The 19,484-nt window shown below is 70.4% G+C and carries 15 protein-coding genes; 8 read left to right on the top strand and 7 right to left on the bottom strand.

All coding sequences use genetic code 11. From position 1 onward, the window contains the following. Positions 1–22: 22 nt before the first annotated feature. Genes IE272_RS12440 through IE272_RS12430 form a run of 3 tightly spaced genes read left to right on the top strand, consistent with a single transcriptional unit; the run spans position 23 to position 2,840 of the window. Positions 23–706: a response regulator gene (locus tag IE272_RS12440; protein ID WP_056705781.1), complete on the top strand. Its 684-nt coding sequence runs from the start codon at positions 23–25 to the stop codon at positions 704–706. Then, a complete protein-coding gene (locus IE272_RS12435) occupies positions 703–2,247 on the top strand; it encodes an ATP-binding protein (RefSeq protein WP_190006853.1) in 1,545 nt (514 codons plus the stop codon). Before IE272_RS12440 ends, IE272_RS12435 begins: the two co-directional genes overlap by 4 nt. Then, positions 2,244–2,840: a hypothetical protein gene (locus IE272_RS12430; RefSeq protein ID WP_050359170.1), complete on the top strand. Its 597-nt coding sequence runs from the start codon at positions 2,244–2,246 to the stop codon at positions 2,838–2,840. The genes IE272_RS12435 and IE272_RS12430 overlap by 4 nt, the downstream gene beginning before the upstream one ends. 95 nt (positions 2,841–2,935) lie before the next feature. Here IE272_RS12430 and rbsD read toward each other — a convergent pair whose 3' ends face one another. From rbsD to IE272_RS12395, 7 genes are all read right to left on the bottom strand, one after another. Then, positions 2,936–3,325, bottom strand: a complete 390-nt coding sequence (gene rbsD / locus IE272_RS12425) for a D-ribose pyranase (protein ID WP_007448808.1) — start codon at positions 3,323–3,325, stop codon at positions 2,936–2,938. Next, the gene (locus IE272_RS12420; protein WP_057666827.1) at positions 3,322–4,245 is read right to left on the bottom strand and encodes a ribokinase; all 924 of its coding nucleotides are present in this window, start codon (positions 4,243–4,245) and stop codon (positions 3,322–3,324) included. Before IE272_RS12420 ends, rbsD begins: the two co-directional genes overlap by 4 nt. 64 nt (positions 4,246–4,309) lie before the next feature. Continuing rightward, positions 4,310–6,265, bottom strand: a complete 1,956-nt coding sequence (locus IE272_RS12415; RefSeq protein ID WP_057666825.1) for an ABC transporter permease/substrate-binding protein — start codon at positions 6,263–6,265, stop codon at positions 4,310–4,312. Beyond that, on the bottom strand, positions 6,255–7,850 hold the full coding sequence (locus IE272_RS12410) for a sugar ABC transporter ATP-binding protein (protein ID WP_057666823.1): 1,596 nt from the start codon (positions 7,848–7,850) through the stop codon (positions 6,255–6,257). Before IE272_RS12410 ends, IE272_RS12415 begins: the two co-directional genes overlap by 11 nt. Next, positions 7,847–8,863, bottom strand: a complete 1,017-nt coding sequence (locus IE272_RS12405; RefSeq protein WP_050359164.1) for a LacI family DNA-binding transcriptional regulator — start codon at positions 8,861–8,863, stop codon at positions 7,847–7,849. Before IE272_RS12405 ends, IE272_RS12410 begins: the two co-directional genes overlap by 4 nt. A gap of 351 nt (positions 8,864–9,214) precedes the next feature. Next, complete coding sequence (locus tag IE272_RS12400; RefSeq protein WP_050359163.1) at positions 9,215–11,308, bottom strand: DUF6351 family protein; 2,094 nt, start codon at positions 11,306–11,308, stop codon at positions 9,215–9,217. A gap of 115 nt (positions 11,309–11,423) precedes the next feature. Next, complete coding sequence (locus IE272_RS12395) at positions 11,424–12,566, bottom strand: mandelate racemase/muconate lactonizing enzyme family protein (RefSeq protein ID WP_050359162.1); 1,143 nt, start codon at positions 12,564–12,566, stop codon at positions 11,424–11,426. 234 nt (positions 12,567–12,800) lie between these two features. Between IE272_RS12395 and IE272_RS12390 the strand changes: the two genes are divergently transcribed. From IE272_RS12390 to IE272_RS12370, 5 genes are all read left to right on the top strand, one after another. Beyond that, positions 12,801–13,802: a LacI family DNA-binding transcriptional regulator gene (locus IE272_RS12390; protein ID WP_063804637.1), complete on the top strand. Its 1,002-nt coding sequence runs from the start codon at positions 12,801–12,803 to the stop codon at positions 13,800–13,802. Positions 13,803–13,911: 109 nt separating this feature from the next. Then, positions 13,912–15,252, top strand: a complete 1,341-nt coding sequence (locus tag IE272_RS12385) for an ABC transporter substrate-binding protein (protein WP_050359160.1) — start codon at positions 13,912–13,914, stop codon at positions 15,250–15,252. Between the two features lie 7 nt (positions 15,253–15,259). Next, entirely contained in the window at positions 15,260–16,210 is a 951-nt protein-coding gene (locus IE272_RS12380; RefSeq protein WP_098893051.1) for a carbohydrate ABC transporter permease, read from the top strand. Continuing rightward, entirely contained in the window at positions 16,207–17,085 is an 879-nt protein-coding gene (locus IE272_RS12375) for a carbohydrate ABC transporter permease (protein ID WP_007448818.1), read from the top strand. Before IE272_RS12380 ends, IE272_RS12375 begins: the two co-directional genes overlap by 4 nt. Positions 17,086–17,189: 104 nt before the next feature. Continuing rightward, the gene (locus IE272_RS12370; RefSeq protein ID WP_050359156.1) at positions 17,190–19,481 is read left to right on the top strand and encodes a hypothetical protein; all 2,292 of its coding nucleotides are present in this window, start codon (positions 17,190–17,192) and stop codon (positions 19,479–19,481) included. Positions 19,482–19,484: the final 3 nt, after the last annotated feature.

Genomic DNA, 19,484 nt, shown 5'->3' with positions numbered 1-19,484 from the left:
CACCACCGAGGGAGAAAAGCCGATGCCCCGCGTGCTCCTCGTCGAGGACGACCCTTTCGTACGCGAGGGGGTCCAGCTCGGTCTGCGCCGTCGCGGCCACGAGGTACGGGCAGCCGAGACCGGTGAGGACGGCCTCGCCGCACTGGCCGAGTTCCGCCCCGATCTGCTGCTGCTGGACCTGATGCTGCCCGGAATGACCGGCGTCCAGGTGTGCCGGCAGGTCCGCGAGCACAGCCAGCTGCCGATCATCATGCTCACCGCGCGCGGCGACGACTTCGACGTGGTCATCGGCCTGGAGGCCGGCGCCGACGACTACATCGTCAAACCCGCCCGGCCCGAGGTGATCGACGCCCGGATCCGGGCCGTGCTGCGCCGCATGGACGATGGCTCCACGGGCCGCCCGGCCATCGAGGTCTACGGCGACCTCACCATCGACCGGGTCGGTCTGACCGTGTCCAAAGCGGGCCGTCTCCTGACGCTCGCTCCCTCGGAACTCAGGCTGCTCCTGCACCTGTCCGCCGCCCCCGAGCAGGTGTTCAGCAGGCAGCAGCTCCTGGAGAACGTGTGGGAGCACACCTTCCACGCCGACGGCCGGCTGGTCGACGCCTGTGTCGCCCGGCTGCGCGGCAAGATCGAGAACGAGGTCGGCAGCCCGCGTTACGTCCAGACGCTGCGGGGCTTCGGCTACCGCTTCGGTCCGCTGTGATCACCGTCCCCCGGCCCGGCCGCCCGCGCAGCTGCGGGAGGGACGACCAGGACGGCGCGGGTTCGGCCGTGAGCACCCGCGGGCGCTCTCGGGCCAGGGCGTTCGGCCTGCGTGCCCGACTGCTGGCTGCCTTCCTGCTGGTCGCCGTGGTCAGCGCCGGCACGACGTCCGCGCTGACCTACCGCGAGGCCCGCAACGCGCTGCTGAAGACCGCCCAGGACACAGCGGTCTCGACGTTCCGCGACCAGGTCCAGCGGACGGGCTGGGGGCTGCCCGTCCAGGAGGAGGGGCTGGAGGAGGTCCTGCGCGACCTCGCCCGCACGGGCAAACCGCGCCCCTGGGTGGTGTTCGCCGAGTACGGCACCCTCCGCGCGTCCTCCGGCGAGAACCCGGTCTCCACCGTCATCACCCCCGAACTGCGGCGGGCCGCGTCGGCCGACCGGTACGGGAGCTTCGAGCGGGTCGTCAAGGACGGCGTCCCGTACCTGACCATCGGCATGCCCACGGTCTTCAGAACCGGCCCGGACAGCGTGCTGCCGACCGGACTCGTCCTGTACGCCGTCATGCGGATGACCGACGAGCAGGTCAACGTCGACGCCCTGCTCGTCGCCGCCCGGAACGGTGCCCTGCCCGGCCTCGCCGTCGCGCTCGTACCCGGCCTGATCGCCGCGCGCAGTGTGCTGCGTCCGGTGCGGGAGTTGCGCCGTGCGGCCAGGAGCATGGGCAGCGGCAGGCTCGACACCCGTATCCCGGTACGCGGCACCGACGAACTGGCCGACCTGGCGGACACGTTCAACGAGTCGGCGGGGCAACTGGAGCGGTCCGTCGGCGCACTGCGCGACGCCGAGGCACGGGCGCGTCGCTTCGCCTCCGACGTCTCGCACGAACTGCGCACCCCCCTGGCCGGGATGCTCGCCGTCACCGAGGTCCTCGATCAGGACGCGGACCGTCTGGACGCCGACACCGCCCAGGCGGTCCGGCTGGTCAGCGCGGAGACCGGAAAGCTCGCCGTGCTCGTCGAGGACCTGATGGAGATATCCCGCTTCGACGCCCGCGCGGCCGAGCTGAACTCCGACGAGATCGACGTCGCCGAGGCCATCCGCAAGTCCCTCCAGACCCGGCACTGGTCGAACGACGACCGGATCCGCGCCGAGCTCCCCACCGGCATCCGGGCCCGGCTCGACCCACGCCGCTACGACATCGTGGTCGCCAACCTGGTCGGCAACGCCCTGCGGCACGGCGGCGCTCCCGTCACCGTGCGCCTGCGCACCGAGGCGAGCTCCTCCGGCACGCAGGTGCTCATCACCGAGGTCGCGGACAGCGGCCCCGGCATCCCCTCCGCCTCGCTCCCGCACATCTTCGACCGCTTCTACAAGGCCGACGCGGCCCGTTCCCGATCGCCGGGCAGCGGCCTGGGGCTGGCGATCACCCTGGAGAACGTGCGTCTGCACGGCGGAACGATCCGCGCGGGGAACCTTCCCGGCGGCGGTGCCGTCTTCACCGTCGAGATTCCGCTCCGGGTCGAGGAGGACGGCGGATGAGGCGTGCTGGGTGGCGGGGACTCGTGGTGGGCTCCCTCGTCACGGTCGGCGCGCCACTGGTCGGCGGCTGCGGGATCCAGGCGTCCGATGCCATCGAGGCGGGGGGACCCGCGACCGTGGACGCCTTCCTCAACCGTGACAACGACATGCTGCTCTTCTTCCGCTCCCCCGACGGCGGGTTGAGTCCCGTGATCCGGGCGGTCAGGCCCTCGGCCGGGTTCGGCGACGAGTACGTCGAGCTGGGCTCCGGCGAACGGGACCCCACGGGACCGGCGGGCCCCGCGCCCACGGAGAAGGTCGTCCTGGCGCTGCTCTCCGGCCCCGGAAGGACGGACCGGGCGGCCGGTCTGACCACCGCGCTTCCCGCTGTCCGCGAGGGCGGGACCGTGGCGGTCCAGGTCGCGTCGGACGGCGGGATCGCGGTTCGCCTGCCCTTGGCCGTGGAGGGGCTGGACGCCGCGGCTCTACAGCAGTTGACCTGCACGATCGTCTACAACGAGGCCACCGACGGCCGGGGAGTCGTGACGCTGACGGGACAGGACGGGGCGAAGAGGTCCGGCACCTGCGGACTCGCACCCGGCACAGCCGGCTGAGGACGGTTCACCGACCGGAAGCCGCCCCGCACCGCCCTGCGTACGACGAAGTCCCGGACCCGTAGCGTGCTGCTACGGGTCCGGGGCGCCCTCGCTCAGAAGAAGACCCCGCATCTCAGCAGTACGTTCGCGTACGGCCGGGCCTCCCCCGTCCGTACGACCAGGCGGGCCGCCGGCGTGAGCGCCTTGAGGTCGTCGTGCGGGATCAGTTCCAGCCAGGGGAAGTGACCGTCCAGGAGCGCCGCGGCCTCCGGGTTGGCGTCACGGATCTCGTGGGCGGCCGTCGCGCCCTCCACGACCAGTTCGTCGAGCAGGCCGTCCAGCACCTCCGCGAACGACGGAGTACCGGCGCGGAAGGCCAGGTCGATCACCCGGGGGCCGGGTGGGATCGGCATGCCGGCGTCGCAGACCAGGACGCCGTCGCCGTGGCCGAGTTCGGCGATCGCGCCCGCCAGGTGGCGGTTGAGGATGCCCGACTTCTTCACAGCGCGTCGACCTCCTCCAGCGTCGGGAACGACTCCTGCGCGCCCCGCGCCGTGACCGCCGCCGCGCCCACCCTGACCGCGAAGGCCGCCGCCTCCCGCAGCCCGTCGCCACGGCCCAGACGCCAGGCCAGGGCCGCTGTGAACGCGTCCCCGGCGCCGGTCGTGTCGAGGGCCTCGACCTTCGGGCTGACCAGATGGTCCAGGGATTCCGTACGGCTGTCCGCCACCAGGGCCCCGGCCGCGCCCAGGGTGATCACGACCGAGCGCGGGCCGAGCGCGAGCAGGGCCGGGGCCCAGTCGTGCGGGGACTCCCCCGCCCCGTCGCCGAGGATGTACCGCGCCTCGTGCTCGTTGACCACCAGCGGATCGCAGGCGGCCAGCACCTCCTCGGGGAGCGGGGCGGGCGGGGACGGGTTGAGGACGAGCCGGGTGTCCGGCCCCCGGCCGCGTACCGTCTCGGCGACCGTGTCCAGCGGGATCTCCAGCTGTACGGAGATCACCCGGGCTGCGGCCAGCAGCGGGGCCGCCGCCCGGACGTCCTCGGGTGTGAGGCGTCCGTTGGCTCCCGGGGAGACGACGATGCTGTTGTCGCCCGAGGGGTCGACGGTGATCAGCGCGACACCGGTGGGGGCCCCGCCCACCAGGACGCCGTCGGTGTCCACGCCCGCCGCGCGCTGGGTCTCCAGCAGGAGGCGTCCGTGGTCGTCGTCGCCGACCCGGGCGAGCAGAGCCGTCCTGGCGCCGAGGCGGGCGGCGGCCAGCGACTGGTTGGCGCCCTTGCCGCCGGGGTGGACGGCCAGGTCGGAACCGAGGACCGTCTCGCCGGGCGCGGGGCGGCGCTCCACGCCGATCACCAGGTCGGCGTTGGCCGACCCGACGACCAGCAGGTCGTACCGGTCGTCGGGGGCGTTGTCGTGCATGTGCGTACTTCCTGCTTTCGTCGGTCCGGGGTCGGCGGGCCCCGGTTCACGAGCCGGGTGGCGGTCAGGAGAAGTCGGCGACGTTCTCCCGGGTGACCACCTTGACCGGCACCTTCACCGTGCTCTCGACCTTCTCGTCCTTCGCAGCCTTCACGGCATTCTGCACCGCGATCTTCCCCAGTTCCGCGGGCTGTTGGGCCACCGAGGCGTAGAGCGTGCCGGCCTCGACCGCCTTCAGGCCGTCCGGGGTTCCGTCGAAGCCGACGACCGAGACGGACTTCCCGGCCTTGCTGCCGAGCGCCTTGGCCGCGCCGAGCGCCATCTCGTCGTTCTCGGCGAAGACGCCGGTGACGCCGGGGTGCGACTGGATGAGGTTGGTCATGACGTCCAGGCCCTTGGTGCGGTCGAAGTCCGCGGGCTGCTTGGCGACCACCTTGATGTCCGGGTACGCCTTGAGTCCCTCGGCGAAACCGGCACCGCGCTCACGGCTGGCGGAGGTGCCCGCCGTGCCCTGGAGGATGACGATGCTGCCCTTGCCGCCGAGCTTGTCGGCCAGCGCGTCGGCGGCGAGCTTGCCGCCCGCCACGTTGTCCGAGGCGACGAGCGTCGCGGTCTCCGCCTTGTTGACGCCCCGGTCGGCGGCGATCACGGGGATGTCCGCCTTGTTGGCGCTGCGGACGCCCGGTCCCACGGCGTCCGAGTCCACCGGGTTGACGATGATCGAGGAGACGCCGGAACTGGTGAAGTTCTGCAGCTGGTTGGCCTGTTGGGAGGCGTCGTTCTGGGCGTCGGTGACGGTGAGGTCGATGCCCGCCTTCTCCGCCTCCGCCTGCGCGCCTTCCTTCATCTGCACGAAGAAGGGGTTGTTGAGGGTGGAGAGGGACATGCCGACCTTCGTCGTGCCGCCGGACGAGCCGGAGTTGAAGAAGGAGACCGCGCCGACGACGAGGGCGACGCAGAGTGCCGCACCGGCCAGCTTGAGTGCTCCCTTGCGGCCGGCCCCCGGCGCCCCGGGGGCGGTGCCCGCGGAGGAGGCCGCTCCCGATCCGGCCTTGCGGCGCAGCGTGTCCAGCAGGACGGCCAGCGCGATGACGACGCCGATGACGACCTGTTGCCAGAACGCCGACACGGAGAGGAGGTTGAGGCCGTTGCGGAGGACGGCGAGGATGAGCGCGCCGATCAGGGTGCCGGACGCCTTGCCGACGCCCCCGGCCAGGCTCGCCCCGCCGATGACGACCGCGGCGATGGCGTCGAGTTCGTACCCCTGGGCGGCCTGCGGCTGGGCGGAGACGAGGCGCGAGGCCAGGACGATGCCCGCGACGGCGGCGAAGAGACCGGACAGCGCGTAGATGACGATCTTCTGGCGCTTGACGCGGAGCCCGGAGAGCCGGGCCGCCTCCTCGTTGCCGCCGATCGCGTACATCGAGCGGCCGATGAAGGTGCGGCCGAGGATCAGTGCGGTGATCAGACCCATCGCGATCATCACGAGGACCGGCACGGGGAGCCAGCCGCCGAGCGTGTCGCCGAGCACCGAGACGGATTCGGGGAAGGCGATCGGGCTGCCCTGCGAGATGACGAGGGAGAGACCTCGGGCGATCGAGAGCATCGCCAACGTCGCGATGAACGGCGGGAGTTTGCCGTACGAGACGAGGGCGCCGTTCACGAAGCCGCAGGCGATGCCCGTGACGATCGCGAGCACGACCGCCAGGACGACCGGGACTCCCGCCGAGGTCGCCGACCAGGCGAGGACCGTCGCGGACAGGGCCGCCACCGAACCGACGGACAGGTCGATGCCCGCCGAGACGATGACGAAGGTGACGCCGAACGCGAGGATGGCGGTGACGGCCGCCTGGACGCCGACGTTCAGCAGGTTCTGGGTGGTCAGGAAGTCGCCGGAGAGCAGCGACATCGCCACCACCAGCACGACCAGGGCGCTCAGCGCGCCGTTGTCGAGCAGGACGCGGCGCATCACGGAGACTCCGCCCGTTCCCGCGCCACTCCTGGCTGTCTCAGTGGCCACGGGGGCCCTCCTCTTCCTTCTTCGGTGCGGGGTGTTCGGTGGGGACGGTGCCCCGGGTGGTGGTCGGGGTGCCGACGGCGAGCGCCATCACCGCGTCCTGGGTGGCCTCGTCGGCGGGGAGTTCCCCGGCGATCCGGCCCTGGGCCATGACGAGCACCCGGTCGCTCATGCCGAGGACCTCCGGCAGATCGCTGGAGATCATCAGGACGGCGTGTCCGGAGGCGGTCAGCTCGTTGATGAGCTGGTAGATCTCGACCTTCGCGCCGACGTCGATGCCCCGGGTGGGTTCGTCGAGGATGAGCACCCGGGTGTCGGCCAGCAGCCATTTGCCGATGACGACCTTCTGCTGGTTGCCGCCGGAGAGGGTGCGCACATGCTGGCCGAGTCCTGACATGCGGACGCCGAGCTGCTCGGCGATGCGGGCGGCGGCCGTGCGCTGCCCCTTGAGGTCCACGAGTCCGGAGCGGGTCGCGGAACGCAGGGTGACCAGGCCGAGGTTCTCCTGCACGGAAGCGTCCAGGACCAGGCCCTGGCCCTTGCGGTCCTCCGGTACGAGTCCGATCCCGGCGCCCATCGCGGCGGGCACGTCGTGCCGGGCGAGGCGTTCGCCGCGTACGTCGACGGTGCCCGCGTCGTACGGGTCGGCCCCGAAGACGGCGCGTGCCACCTCCGTCCGCCCGGCGCCGACCAGTCCGGCGAGGCCGACGACCTCGCCGGCGTGCACGTCGAAGCTGATGTCGTGGAAGACGCCGTCGCGGGTGAGCCCGCGCACCGACAGCAACGCGTCTGCGGAATTGGGGCGTTCGGGGCGTTCGCGCGGGTACTGCTGCTCGATGCTGCGGCCCACCATGAGCTGGACGAGTTCGTCCTCGGGGGTCGACGCGGGGACCTGGTCGATGCTGCGGCCGTCGCGGAGGACGGTGACGCGGTCGCCGAGTGCGGCGATCTCCTCCAGGTGGTGGGTGATGAAGACGATCCCGACGCCGTCCTCGCGCAGTTGGCGGACGATCGCGAAGAGCTTGTCGACCTCCTCGGAGGTGAGCACGGCGGTCGGCTCGTCCATGATCAGGACGCGGGCCTCCAGGCTGAGCGCCTTGGCGATCTCCACCATCTGGAGCCGGGCGATGCCCAGTTCACGGACCTTGGCGTCGGGTCGCACGTTGACGCCGACCCGGTGCAGCAGCTTCTCCGCGTCCTCGCGCATCCGGCGGTGGTCGACGAGCCCGTAGCGGCGCGGCTGGCGGCCCAGGAAGATGTTCTCGGCGACGGTGAGATCGGGCACCAGGTTGAACTCCTGGTAGATCGTGGCGATCCCGAGCCGTTCCGCGTCCTGCGCGCCCTCGATGCGCACCTCACGTCCCTCGGCCAGAATGCGGCCGTGGTCGGGGCGGTAGGCGCCGGAGAGCATCTTGATGAGGGTGCTCTTCCCCGCGCCGTTCTCGCCGAGCAGGACGTGCACCTCGCCTCTGCGGAGGTCGAAGTCGACGTTGTCGAGCGCCACCACGCCGGGGAAGGTCTTGCGCAGACCTTCGATGCGCAGCAACTCGTCTGGTGCGGTCACCAGTTGCCTGTCCGGTGCGGTCACCGGTCGCTCCTCTGGTTCGATGCGGCCCCGCCGCACGAGCGGCGTACGACGAGGCGGGCGGGCAGGGTGACGGACTGCGGGGTCCGTCCTTCGATCCGGTCGGCCAGCGCGCGCACGGCGGCCCGCGCCAGGTCGGCGGTCGGCTGGGCGATGGCGGTGATCGGCGGGTCCGTGTGGACGAACCACGGGATGTCGTCGAAGGCGGCGAGGGCGATGTCGTCGGGGACGCGCATCCCTCGGGCCCGGATCGCGTCCAGGGCGCCGAGCGCCATCAGGTTGTCGGCGGCGAACACGACCTCGGGCGGCTCCGCCAGGGCGAGGAAGCGCTCGGTGGCCCGGCGGCCGCTGGCCGCCTGGAAGTCGCCCTGGCCGATATAGGCGTCGGGCAGGGCGAGCCCGAGCTCGCGCATCGCGTCGCGGAAGGCCTCGACGCGCTCGTTTCCGGTGGTGGTGGCGGCGGGCCCGGCGATGATGGCGAGCCGGCGGTGACCGAGGCCGTGCAGATGCGCGACGAGATCCTTGACCGCACCCGTACCGTCGGCCCGGACGACGGGCACGTCGATGCCGGGGATCCAGCGGTCGACGAAGACCATCGGGGTGCCGCTCAGGGCCACGTCCCGCATCAGCGGGGAGCCCCCGTCGGCGGGCGAGACGAGGAGCCCGTCGATCCTACGGTCGATGAGCGTGCGGATGTGGTGGTCCTGGAGCTCGGGCCGCTCGTCGGCGTTGCCGATGATGACGCTGTAGCCGAGCGCGCGGGCCTCCTCCTCGACGAAGCGGGCCAGCTCGGTGAAGTACGGGTTGAGCACATCACTGATGACCAGGCCGAGGGTGCGGGTCTGCGCGGTGCGCAGTGAGCGGGCCACCGCGTTGGGCCGGTAGCCGAGGGCCTCGACGGCGGCGAGGACGCGGGTACGCGCCTCCTCGCTCACGGACGGATGGCTGTTCAGCACGCGCGACACCGTGGCGACGGACACACCCGCCTCGGCCGCGACATCCTTGATGCCCGCCATGTCCGGACCACCTCCTTGTGGTTTCCGTACACCTCGAAACCCGTGCGCCGACCGGTCGTGGACCGGCGGCTCGACGCCATGGAATCGATTACACGGATGATTGGAATCGATTACATGGCCGAAAGCAAGACCCCCTCCCGCGTCCGAGACCGGATCGTGACGGGAGGGGGTGGGGTGCGGGACGGACAGTGCGGGAGGAGGGGGCGGCCGGAGGCCCCCGCCGGGTGCGGCGCCATCGGACCCGCTAGGCCGTAGCGCCGTCCCGGTCGGGGGCGACCCGGTCCGGGGGCGGCTTTCGGGTCGGGGAGACCCGATCGTGCCGTCCCCTTCGGTTCGCGTCGTGTCGGACGGTCACGCCGGGTCGAAGTCGAGCCAGGTGCCGGCGAGGCCCTGCTGCCCCGCTCCGGGCACGGACCAGTCGCAGACTCCGGTGCCGAAGACCGACTGCAGATCCGCGAACTGACCTTCGGTCAAAGGCACTTGGTAGTCGGTGCGGGTCACGGGACGCTTGCGGCATTTCACGATGTCGTTGGCCACATCGGCTCCGGCGACCATCCGCGGCGAGGTCCACACCGGGTAGAGCGTGTTGCACTCGGTGTTGCCGATGCCCTCGACCTGGGGCTCCGCGATCTTCTTCGCACCGATGCCCCGGGTCCAGCAGGCGTCCGTGAGGCCCGGCGGCCGGTTCCGGACGATCTTCTCGATGGGGGTGTCGCCGCCGGGGTCGCCCTTGATGCCGGTGAGCCACTGGTCCATGTCGGACAGCATCCCGGCGAGAGTGAATCCGTGCCCGCTGGAGCGGGTGAGCATGACCTGGTTGGCGTGCGTTCCGTTGGCCTTGTCCAAGCGCGCCCGGGTGGAGAAGGAGTGGAAGCGCATGTGCATGTCGCCGGCCGCCGCGTCGTCCGTGTAGTCGCGGTAGTCGATGATCGGAACGTCGGCGAGGCCGCCGCCGCCGTTCAGCAAGCGGCCCGTGCGGTAGGCGAGCCGCACCGCCTTGAGATCGGCGGCGGTCCGCTCCGCGGTGGGCTTGGCATCGTCGTCGAGGCCGCCGATACGCCGGTTCAGGTCGATGAACCGGTCCATGTCGATGATGCCCTTGTTCAGGGCCTCAAGTCCGTACTGGATACCGGTGTTGTCGAGCGGCCTGCGCGCCTTCCCGGTCTCCGGCACCTCGCCGTAGACGTTCACGGCGTGGCTGTAGACGTCGCAGCGGGCGCCGTCCGGGTTGGTGGCGGGGTTGTAGCGCTGCCCCGGGGGCAGTTGCGCCGGACAGTACACCGTGGGGTCGATCCGGCCACTGGCCCTGGCCAGGCTGCCGAGGCTCTCCCACATGCCGAACCCGGAGACCGCCCTCTGCTGTTCCTTGGTGAACGCGTCCGGTGCGACGTTCTTGAAGTAGTGGTTCAGGAGCTGGGCGTCGCTGAGCGTCTGGATCGTGCCGAAGCCGACGTCGGGGAAGCTGCAGCCGGAGAGGATGCCGTCCAGCAGACCCGGATAGTTGTCGGCGATCTGGTGGGTCTGGTACGAGCCACCGGAGCAGCCGTTGCCGATGGTGAAGGCCGGTTCGCCGTACGTCTCGACGAAGTGTTCCTTGACCATGCTCATGGTCTCGGCGGCCAGCACGTCGTTGCAGTTGTTGCCGAAGACGTTCAGCGAGGACGATGCGACGCCGTATCCCTTGCTCAGATAGGTGTCGTTCATGATGCCGACGGTGTTCCGGCCCTGGACGTACCAGCCGCCGTTGCAGCCCCCGCCGAAGCCGTACACGAGGCGCCCGTTCCAGCCCGGCCCGCGCTGCAGCGGGTCGGGGGTGCCGGCGTCCGGTTCGTGCAGCACGGCCGTCTCGTAGATGGCGCGGTTGATGGTGCCGGTCTCCACGCGGACGATGTACGGCACCTTCCGGCCCGTGCTCGTCGTGGCCGTCGCCAGGTCGGCGGGGCGGGCGTTCTCGTCGGGCAGCGGAACGTACGTGCCGGCCGTCGTGCGGTACATGTAGTCGACGCGCGTCCCGACCGAGCAGTCCGCGTCGAGCGGCGGCCCCAGGCTGACGCCGGTGACGGTCTTGAACTCGGCGGTGTCGCAGATGAACGGCTGCTCGTGCGGCCCGGCGAACACCGGTCCCGTGATGGGGTGGTTCTTCACGGTCAGCTGTCCGGAGTCCGCGCCCTGGGCCCTGGCCGTGAACGTGTTGCCACCGGTGGCCAGTCCCTTCACCACGCCCATCAGCGCGTGGTCGCCGGACGGCCGGAAGTCCGAGGTCACGTCCCGGCCCGCCACCTCGACCCGGACCGTGTCGGCCGTGATGGACGCGGGCACCTCGACACGTATCAGGGCGTCGTCCCCCGACACCGCGCCGGGCCGCGACGACACGGCGGTCACCTGCAACTTCCCGCTTTCCTGGCTGCTGGCCGGCGTCGCCGACGCGCCTACCAGCACGCCCATGAACGCTATGCCGACCAGGAGAGGTCGGACTGGTCTCGCGGTTCCCCTGAATGACACGACGGAACTCGCCTCACTTCCTGGAGTGGGAATTCTTGTTCGGTGTGCGGATGTGCGGCTACCAGTTGGTGAACGCCCCGTCCGACGTGCGCAGGTGCGGACGCTCGGCGGCCGTGGCCTGGTACCGGCGCGCCGCCGCGCGGTCGATGTCGACGCCGATGCCCGGCAGTTCGCTCAGCTCCACCCGTCCCGGCACGATCGTCGGCCGCGCGGTGAAGAGGGCGGCGATGGCCGGATCGGGGTCGGTCTGGTGCTCCTGGATCGCCACGTTCGGGCAGGTCAGGTTGAGTTGGAGCGAGGAGGCGGCGGTGACGGGGCCGAGCGGATTGTGGGTGGCGAGCTTGATGTGGTGCGCCTCCGCCATCGCCGCGATCTTCTTCGCCTCGGTGAGACCTGCGGCCACCCCGACGTCCACCCGCGCGTAGTCGATCAGGTCGTCCTCGATGAGCGTCCTGAACTCCCATTTGGAGCCGTACTGTTCACCGGCGGCGAGGGGGACTCCGGTGCGGGCCCGCAGCATGCGGTAGCTGTCGGGGTTCTCGCAGCGCAGCGGGTCCTCGACGAAGTACGGGCGGGCCGCCTCGATCTCGCGGCACAGGGTCAGCGCCTCCGGCGGATCCAGGCGCGTGTGGACGTCGAGGATCAGCTCCACCTCGTCGCCGACCGCGTCCCGCACCTGGTGGAAGAGCTCGACCGAGTCGCGCAGACAGCGGCGGGCGTCGAGCGTCCCGTCGGCGTCGTGCGGCGAGGCGAACCGCAGATGGCGCCAGCCCTCGGCGACGAGGTCACGGCAGCGGTCCAGGAACCACGCTCGGTCGTGGTAGCCGTCGCCGACATGCACGTAGGCGGGTACGTGATCACGCACCCGGCCGCCGAGCAGCTCATGCACCGGTACGCCGAGCGCCTTGCCGCGGATGTCCCAAAGGGCCACGTCCACCGCTGCGATGGCGGCTCCGAGTATGCGGTCGGCGGGGAAGAAGCCGCGCCGGAACATGACCTGCCAGAGGTGCTCGATCCGTCGCGGGTCCTCGCCGACGATCAGCTCCGCGAGGTGCTCCAGTCCCCCGGCGACCGCCCGTTGGCGCGACCTGATGCCGACCTCGCCCAGGCCGTGGATGCCCTCGTCGGTGTCGACCACGACCAGCATCATGCTGTCGCCGTGGTCGGGGAGAGTCAGCACTTCCAGGCCGGTGATCTTCATGCCACTCCTCTATGAAAACGTTCCCGCAACTTGCATGACGTTCTTGGGAACACATCATTCGCAGCAGGCGGGTTGAAGCGCAAGGCCCGTGCACACAGAAGGTTTCCCTGGAAGAAATACTCCTGACACATGCCTTGACACGCCATGGGAACGTTCGCAAACATCAACCGCATTCGCAGGATCCAGCTGCGAGGCGACCGGGTCACCCGGCTCAAGACGATGAGGAGGCCGTCCGTGGCAGTCACGATCCGGGAGGTGGCGAGCGCCGCGGGCGTATCCGTGTCGACGGTGTCCCGCGCCTTCACCGCACCCGACCAGGTGCAGCCGAAGACGCGGCAGCGCATCCTCGACGCCGCGGCGAAGCTCGGCTACTCCGCCAACCCGGCGGCCCGGTCACTGCGCGGCGGCGGCACCGGGACGCTCGGCCTGATCGTCCCGGACATCGCCAACCCGTTCTTCCCGCCGATCATCAAGGCGATGCAGGCCCGCGCCCGGCACCTGGGCTACACGGTCCTGGTCGCCGACAGCGACGAGCGCGAGGCGGACGAGCTGGCCGCCATCGCGGCCGTGTCGAAGCGGGTCGACGGCCTGATCCTGTGGGCCTCCACCCTCACCGAGGACCGGCTCCACGAACTGGCGGCCCGAATGCCGCTGGTGGTGGTGAACCGGCATGTACCGGGCATCCCCGAGGTCCGGATCTCCCTGTCGGCCGGCATCGCGCAGGCCGCCGAACAGCTCAAGGCGTACGGTCACAGGCGCTGCGTCTTCATCAACGCGTCCCGCCCCGAGCTGAGCCGCGGAAAGTCCATCCAGGAGTCCTTCGAAGCGCTCGACCTCTCCCTGTCGGAACTCGGCCCGTACGAGCCGAGGTTCGAGACGGGCGTGCACGCCGCCACCCTGGTCGCCGCCCATGAGGCGACGGCCGTGATCGCCCACAACGACCTGGTCGCCCTCGGCGTGCTGCACCAGATGGCCAACCTCGGCATGAGCGTCCCGCGCGACGTCAGCGTCATCGGCATCGACGACACCCTGCTGGCCTCCGTCTCCACTCCCGGCCTCACCACGATCAGGATCGACCCCGAAGAGGTCGCCACCCGCGCGGGTGACCTCCTGATCGAGACGATCGCACGTCAGCCGGACCGCGCCGGAGGAGGACCCGGACCCGACTCCCCCTTCGTGGAGATCGGCTCCCGCCTCATCCCCCGCGCCTCGACGGGCCCCGCACCCGCCCACTGATCCACGGCGCGCACCACCACGACGAACACAGCACCGCACCGCACCCACTCCTGCCCTTCTTGGAGCCGTTATGCCCAGAAACTCCCGTCGTGCGGCCATACTTGGCTGCATGGCGCTGACCGCGACGCTCGCGGGCTGTTCCTCCCTCACCCCGAGCAGTGCCGGCGGGGACGGCGATCTCGTGCTGCGGGTGCAGGGCATGCCGCCCGCCACCGACAAGCCGGGGCTCGCCCTGTTCAAGCAGCAGGTGGCCGACTTCGAGAAGGCCAATCCGGGCATCCGGATCAAGGGTTCGACGACGGTCTTCGACCCGCTGACGTTCTCCGCGAAGCTGTCCGGCGGCAATGTCGAGGACGTCATCAGGGTGCCGCTGACCGAGCCGCAACGGCTCATCCAGCAGAAGCAGGTGCAGCCGATCACCGGGCAGCTCAAGGAGTGGGAGCACTTCAAGGAGTTCAACCCCCAGGTCCTCCAGCCGCTCACCGACGGCGCCGGCGACGTGTACGGCGTACCGCAGAATCCGTACGCCCAGGGCCTGGTCTACAACCGGGAACTCTTCGAGAAGGCCGGCCTCGACCCGGACAGGCCGCCGGCCACCTGGGCGGACGTCCGCACCGCCGCCAAGAAGATCAGCGACAGCACCGGCACGGCGGGCTTCGTGCACGAGTCCAAGGACAACCAGGGCGGCTGGCAGCTGACGATGCTGTCGTACGCCTTCGGTGGCGAACTGCAGAAGGAGCAGGGCGGCACGTACACCGCCACCCTGACCGGGGAGCCGACGAAGAAGGCGCTGCGGCTGCTCAAGGACATGCGGTGGAAGGACGATTCGCTCGGCAGGAACCTCCTCACCAATCAGAACGACGTGATCAAGCAGTTCGCGGCCGGGCAGGTCGGCATGTTCATGGGCAGCCCGGGGACGTACCGACTGGCGAAGATGCAGTTCGGCATGGAGAACACCGACGCGTTCGGAGTGGCCCCGATGCCGCAGTCCGGCGGCGACGCGACACTCACCGGCGGCGACATCTACATGGTTCCGAAGTCCGCCGACAAGAAGCACGCCGCGGCGGCCGTCGAGTGGCTGACCTTCGCCTACGCCAAGCCGCAGTACAGCACCGACATCGCCGCCGAACAGGCCAAGGCGCTCTCCGGCGACCCGAAGTCCGCGGTGGGCGTGCCGACGCTGCCGGTCTTCGACCGGAAGCGGCAGACCGAGATCGACGCCGCGATCAAGCCGTACGTCAATGTGAAGCTGCGGAACTTCAAGCCGTACACCGACGGTCTCGCCACGCTGAAGCTGAAGCCGGAGCCTCCGTTCCAGGCGCAGAAGCTGTACGCCGCGCTCGACCCGGTGGTGCAGGCTGTGCTCACGAAGCGCGACGCCGACATCGACGCCCTGCTGGCCTCGGCCGAGAAGGACGTCAATGCCAAGCTCGCCGCGGACCAGAAGTAGCCGGCCCATGGCCCTGCTCACTCCGTCCCGGCGCCCGGCCGCCGTGTCCAAGGAGCCCCTGACCCACCCCCTGCCGAGGCGGCGGCGCGGCACCGGCGCCCGCAAGCAGTTCACGGCCTGGCTGTTCCTCGTCCCCGCGCTGCTGATCTTCGGGCTCTTCGCCTGGTGGCCGATCGTGCGCAGCCTGCTGCTCAGCTTCCAGCGGACCAACCTCGTCGAACCCGCGGTCTGGGTCGGCCTGGACAACTTCCGTACGCTCTTCGACGATCCCCTGCTCGGCACCGCCGTCGGGAACACCGTGTTCTTCGTGGTCCTGGGCGTGCTGATCGGCTTCCCGGCGCCGCTCGTCCTGGCCGCGATCATGTCGACGGTGCGGCGCGGCGCGGGCGTCTACCGGTTCCTGGTGTATCTGCCGGTGGTCATCCCGCCGGTCGTGGCGATCCTGCTCTGGAAGTGGTTCTACGATCCCGGGAGCGGGCTCTTCAACAACGTCCTCGGCAAGGTCGGGCTCGGCCCGTACGCGTGGCTGGAGTCCTCCGACAGCGCCATGCTCTCGCTGGTCCTGGAGGCCACCTGGGCGGGCATGGGCGGCGCCGTCCTGATCTACCTCGCGGCGATGGTCGGCATCCCCGGCGAGCTCTACGAGGCCGCCGAGGTCGACGGCGCCGGCATCTGGCGGCGGATCTGGCATGTGATGCTGCCTCAGCTGCGTTCCGTGATCGGCCTGTTGCTGCTCGTGCAGCTGATCAACACGGTGCAGGTCTTCACCGAGCCGTACGTCTTCACCGGCGGCGGACCCGAGAACTCCACCCTCACGGTCCTGCTGCTGATCTTCCGGTACGCCTTCCAGGACGGCGAGTACGGCCAGGCGGCCGCGCTCTCCTTCCTGATGGTGCTCGCCCTCGCCCTGCTCTCCGCGGTCTATCTGCGGGCCACCCGCAGCTGGAGCACGTCATGACCACGCTCACCACCTTCGTCTCCACCAACGACCGTCAGCGCCCCGGCGTACGCGCCGCGGTGCGCTCCATCCAGGTGTTCACCCTGATCCTGCTGCTGCTCATCGGCATCGGACCGCTGTACTGGATGGTCAAGGGGGCGGTCTCACCGCCCACCGAGCTCACCACCGCGCCCCTGGCCCTCTGGCCGGACCGGCCGGCCCTGGGCAACTTCGCGACGGCGTACACCGATCTGAGCGTCGGCCGCTATCTGATGAACACCTTCCTGGTGGTCGGCGGATCGTGGTTCGTGCAGCTCTTCGTCTCGGCCACGGCGGGCTTCGCCCTCTCGGTGCTCAGGCCGAAGTTCGGCAAGGTCGTCTACGGGGCGATCCTCGCCACGATGTTCGTGCCGTACACGGTGAACATGGTCAGCCTCTTCATGACCGTGATCGATGTCCCGTTCCTCCACCTCAACCTGGGCGACACCTACTGGGCGATCTGGCTGCCGGCCGGCACGAACGCCTTCACGGTGCTGCTCGCCAAGCAGTTCTTCGACGCCCTGCCGAAGGAGCTGTTCGACGCGGCGCGGGTCGACGGGGCCAGTACCCGGCAGCTGCTCACCAAGATCGTGCTGCCCATGAGCAAGCCGGTGCTCGCCGTGATCAGTCTGCTCGCGGTGATGCACTCCTGGAAGGACTTCATCTGGCCGCTGGTGGCCATCACCGACCCCGAGAAGCAGCCGATCAGCGTCGCGCTCGCCCAGCTCGCCACGCAGGCGCCGCAGGACCAGCTGATCGCCGCGATGGTGCTCGCCGTCGCCCCGCCGGTGCTCGTCTTCGTCGTCTGCCAGAAGTACATCGTCGCCGGGCTCGGCTTCACCGGAGTCAAGGGCTGATCCCCGGCCGGGCCGACAACCCGGCGGTCAGCTCCCGCACCACACCTTCCGCTTCGGAACATCCGGAGCATCCGGAACACCCCGACCAAGAGAAGGGCACCTCCATGCCAGTCGCCCGCCGCAGGTTCATCCAGGGCACGGCCGTCGCCACCGGCGCCGCGCTGTTGCCGACCGTTCCCGCGTACGCCGCGGATCCGGTCACCATCGAGGCCGACGGCATCACCCTGGTCGGCCGCAGCGACGGCAGCGTCCTCGTACAGGACGGTGCGGGCGCCGACCGCGTCTTGCTCAGCCACTTCATGTTCAAGGACTCCGCACTCGGCCAGCAGCGCACCTTCGGCGGCACGCCCGCCCGGATCACGCTCCCCGACGGACGGCCGGCGATCCAGGTCACGTACACGATGGCGAGCGGCACGCCCGGAATCACGGTGCGCGGCACCTTCGACGTCACCGCTCGCAAGGCGCACATGAAGTGGGAGGTCGGCGGCTCCAGCACGCTCACACCGGCCGGCTTCATGTTCTCCCGCACGGTGTACGGGGCGAGCGCGCCGGAGTCGTACGAGGCGCTGACCGTCTGGGAGCGGGACGCCCGGGGTGGCATCCCGTACGAGGTCAACGCGGGCGGCACGTACGTGGAGACATGGGCGGGATCGAAGGGCTTCTTCTGCCTCCCGTCCACCAACCCCGCGAACACCAACGCCACATGGATCCACTCCCCGGGCGTCCCGACCGGCGCGGGCACCGCGGTCACGGAGGCCGATCTGGTCCTCGGCGACCTGCGGCCGCGCGGGGCGGGAGCGCTCGCCGCCAGGAGGCCGCTGGGCGTGGAGGTGTGGACCGACCAGCCGTTCAACCTGTACAAGGCGGCCGGGCAGACGATGACGCTCAAGGCGCAGGTCGTCAACGGCTCCGCCGCCGACCGGAAGGTGACCCTGACGTGGTGGGCGCGCGACTTCGGCGGCAAGAGGATCGCCGGCGGCACGCTCGTCAAGAGCCTCGCGGCGGGCGCCGCCTGGGACGCCGCCTTTCCCGTGACCTCGCCGTCGCAGAACATCGTGTTCACCGGGGTGGAGGCGGTCAGCGGCAGTGACAGCGCGCTGGCCCGCACCAATCTGAGCGTGCTCCCGGAGTTCACGTACAAGGCGGGCAAGGAGTCGATGTTCGGCCTCGCCAACTACCCGTGGCTGCTCAAGCCCGGCAAGGACGCCGTACTCGACCTGGTCAGGACGCTCGGCATCAAGTGGATCCGTATCGCCTACGCGGGCGCACCGGGCATCGACATCGCGACGCTGGACGCGAACGGCATCGGGCACAACGTGGAGCTGTCCGGCATTCCCGTGGGCGGCAGCGCGGAGCAGATCGCGGCCTGGGCCGACACGAACGTCGCCAAGGCCCTGGCCGCCGAGGCCGCCTACTTCGAGGTGAGCAACGAGGTCAACCAGCCCTGGATGTCGGGCCGCGGCGCCGACGCCTACGTCCGGGACGGGCTGCGCCAGGTCACCACGCGCCTGGACGCGGCGGGCTCGCGGATGAAGGTCATGAACGCCGGCCTGGGCGGCATGGACTACGTCTGGACGAAGAACTTCCACGACGCGGGCGGCTGGGACCTCATCGACGCCTTCGCCTTCCACCCCGGCCGCGGCAACTTCACGCCCGACTTCGCCCCGCCGCCCGAGGAGTGGACGCAGGGTTCGGCCGGCTCGTACTGGAACTTCCTCGGCTCGCTGCGCAAGGCGAAGGAGGTTCTTCAGGAGTACGGCGGCGACAAGGAGCTGTGGCTCACCGAGGCGTACGCGCCGACCCGGCCCAATGCGTGGTGGAGCGACACCTACCGGCACGCCGCCGAGAACACGCTGCTCAGCCTCGCACTCGCCAAGGCCGAGGGCGTGCGCGCCGTCAACTGGTACCAGCTGCACGACTCGACGATCCACCACCCGCAGGAAGCCGACCCCGCCAACGCCGAGTACCACTACGGCCTGATGAACCGCGACACCAGCGCCAAGCCCTCGCTCCTGGCGTTCGCGACCGCGGCCCGGGTCCTGGACGAAGCGGAGTTCGTCCGGCACCTCGCCTTCGCGGACAAGGACGTCAAGGGGCTCCTCTTCACCACGCCCGGCGGACCGGTGTCGATCCTCTGGAGCCGCAAGGACGGCTACATCCTCAACTCCGAGCACGGCGAGGACCCCTGGTTCGCGTCGCCGGAGCCCTGGATCGACACCTGGACGACCAGGACCCCGGTCGTGGCCCACTCGGGAGCGGTCGAGGGAACGGTGCGGGAGCTGAACTGCATCGGCCAGGAACGCTCCCTGAAGGCCTCCGGCGGCAAGATCACCCTCACGCTCGACGGCGCCCCGCGCATCTACTACGGACTCGCCGCCAATCCCGACTGGAAGTAGTGA

The organism is Streptomyces anulatus (assembly GCF_014650675.1).
Classification (GTDB): domain Bacteria; phylum Actinomycetota; class Actinomycetes; order Streptomycetales; family Streptomycetaceae; genus Streptomyces; species Streptomyces anulatus.
Note: the sequence above shows the minus strand (reverse complement) of the source record. Positions and strands in the feature narration are given on the sequence as shown.

What these genes read in the sequence shown, in the direction of transcription:
- IE272_RS12395 (WP_050359162.1), bottom strand. Translation starts at nt 12,566, where the DNA reads ATGAAGATCACCGGCCTGGAAGTGCTGACTCTCCCCGACCACGGCGAC.
- IE272_RS12420 (WP_057666827.1), bottom strand. Translation starts at nt 4,245, where the DNA reads ATGCACGACAACGCCCCCGACGACCGGTACGACCTGCTGGTCGTCGGG.
- IE272_RS12370 (WP_050359156.1), top strand. Translation starts at nt 17,190, where the DNA reads ATGCCAGTCGCCCGCCGCAGGTTCATCCAGGGCACGGCCGTCGCCACC.
- IE272_RS12430 (WP_050359170.1), top strand. Translation starts at nt 2,244, where the DNA reads ATGAGGCGTGCTGGGTGGCGGGGACTCGTGGTGGGCTCCCTCGTCACG.
- IE272_RS12405 (WP_050359164.1), bottom strand. Translation starts at nt 8,863, where the DNA reads ATGGCGGGCATCAAGGATGTCGCGGCCGAGGCGGGTGTGTCCGTCGCC.
- IE272_RS12440 (WP_056705781.1), top strand. Translation starts at nt 23, where the DNA reads ATGCCCCGCGTGCTCCTCGTCGAGGACGACCCTTTCGTACGCGAGGGG.
- IE272_RS12385 (WP_050359160.1), top strand. Translation starts at nt 13,912, where the DNA reads ATGGCGCTGACCGCGACGCTCGCGGGCTGTTCCTCCCTCACCCCGAGC.
- IE272_RS12380 (WP_098893051.1), top strand. Translation starts at nt 15,260, where the DNA reads ATGGCCCTGCTCACTCCGTCCCGGCGCCCGGCCGCCGTGTCCAAGGAG.
- IE272_RS12400 (WP_050359163.1), bottom strand. Translation starts at nt 11,308, where the DNA reads ATGGGCGTGCTGGTAGGCGCGTCGGCGACGCCGGCCAGCAGCCAGGAA.
- IE272_RS12375 (WP_007448818.1), top strand. Translation starts at nt 16,207, where the DNA reads ATGACCACGCTCACCACCTTCGTCTCCACCAACGACCGTCAGCGCCCC.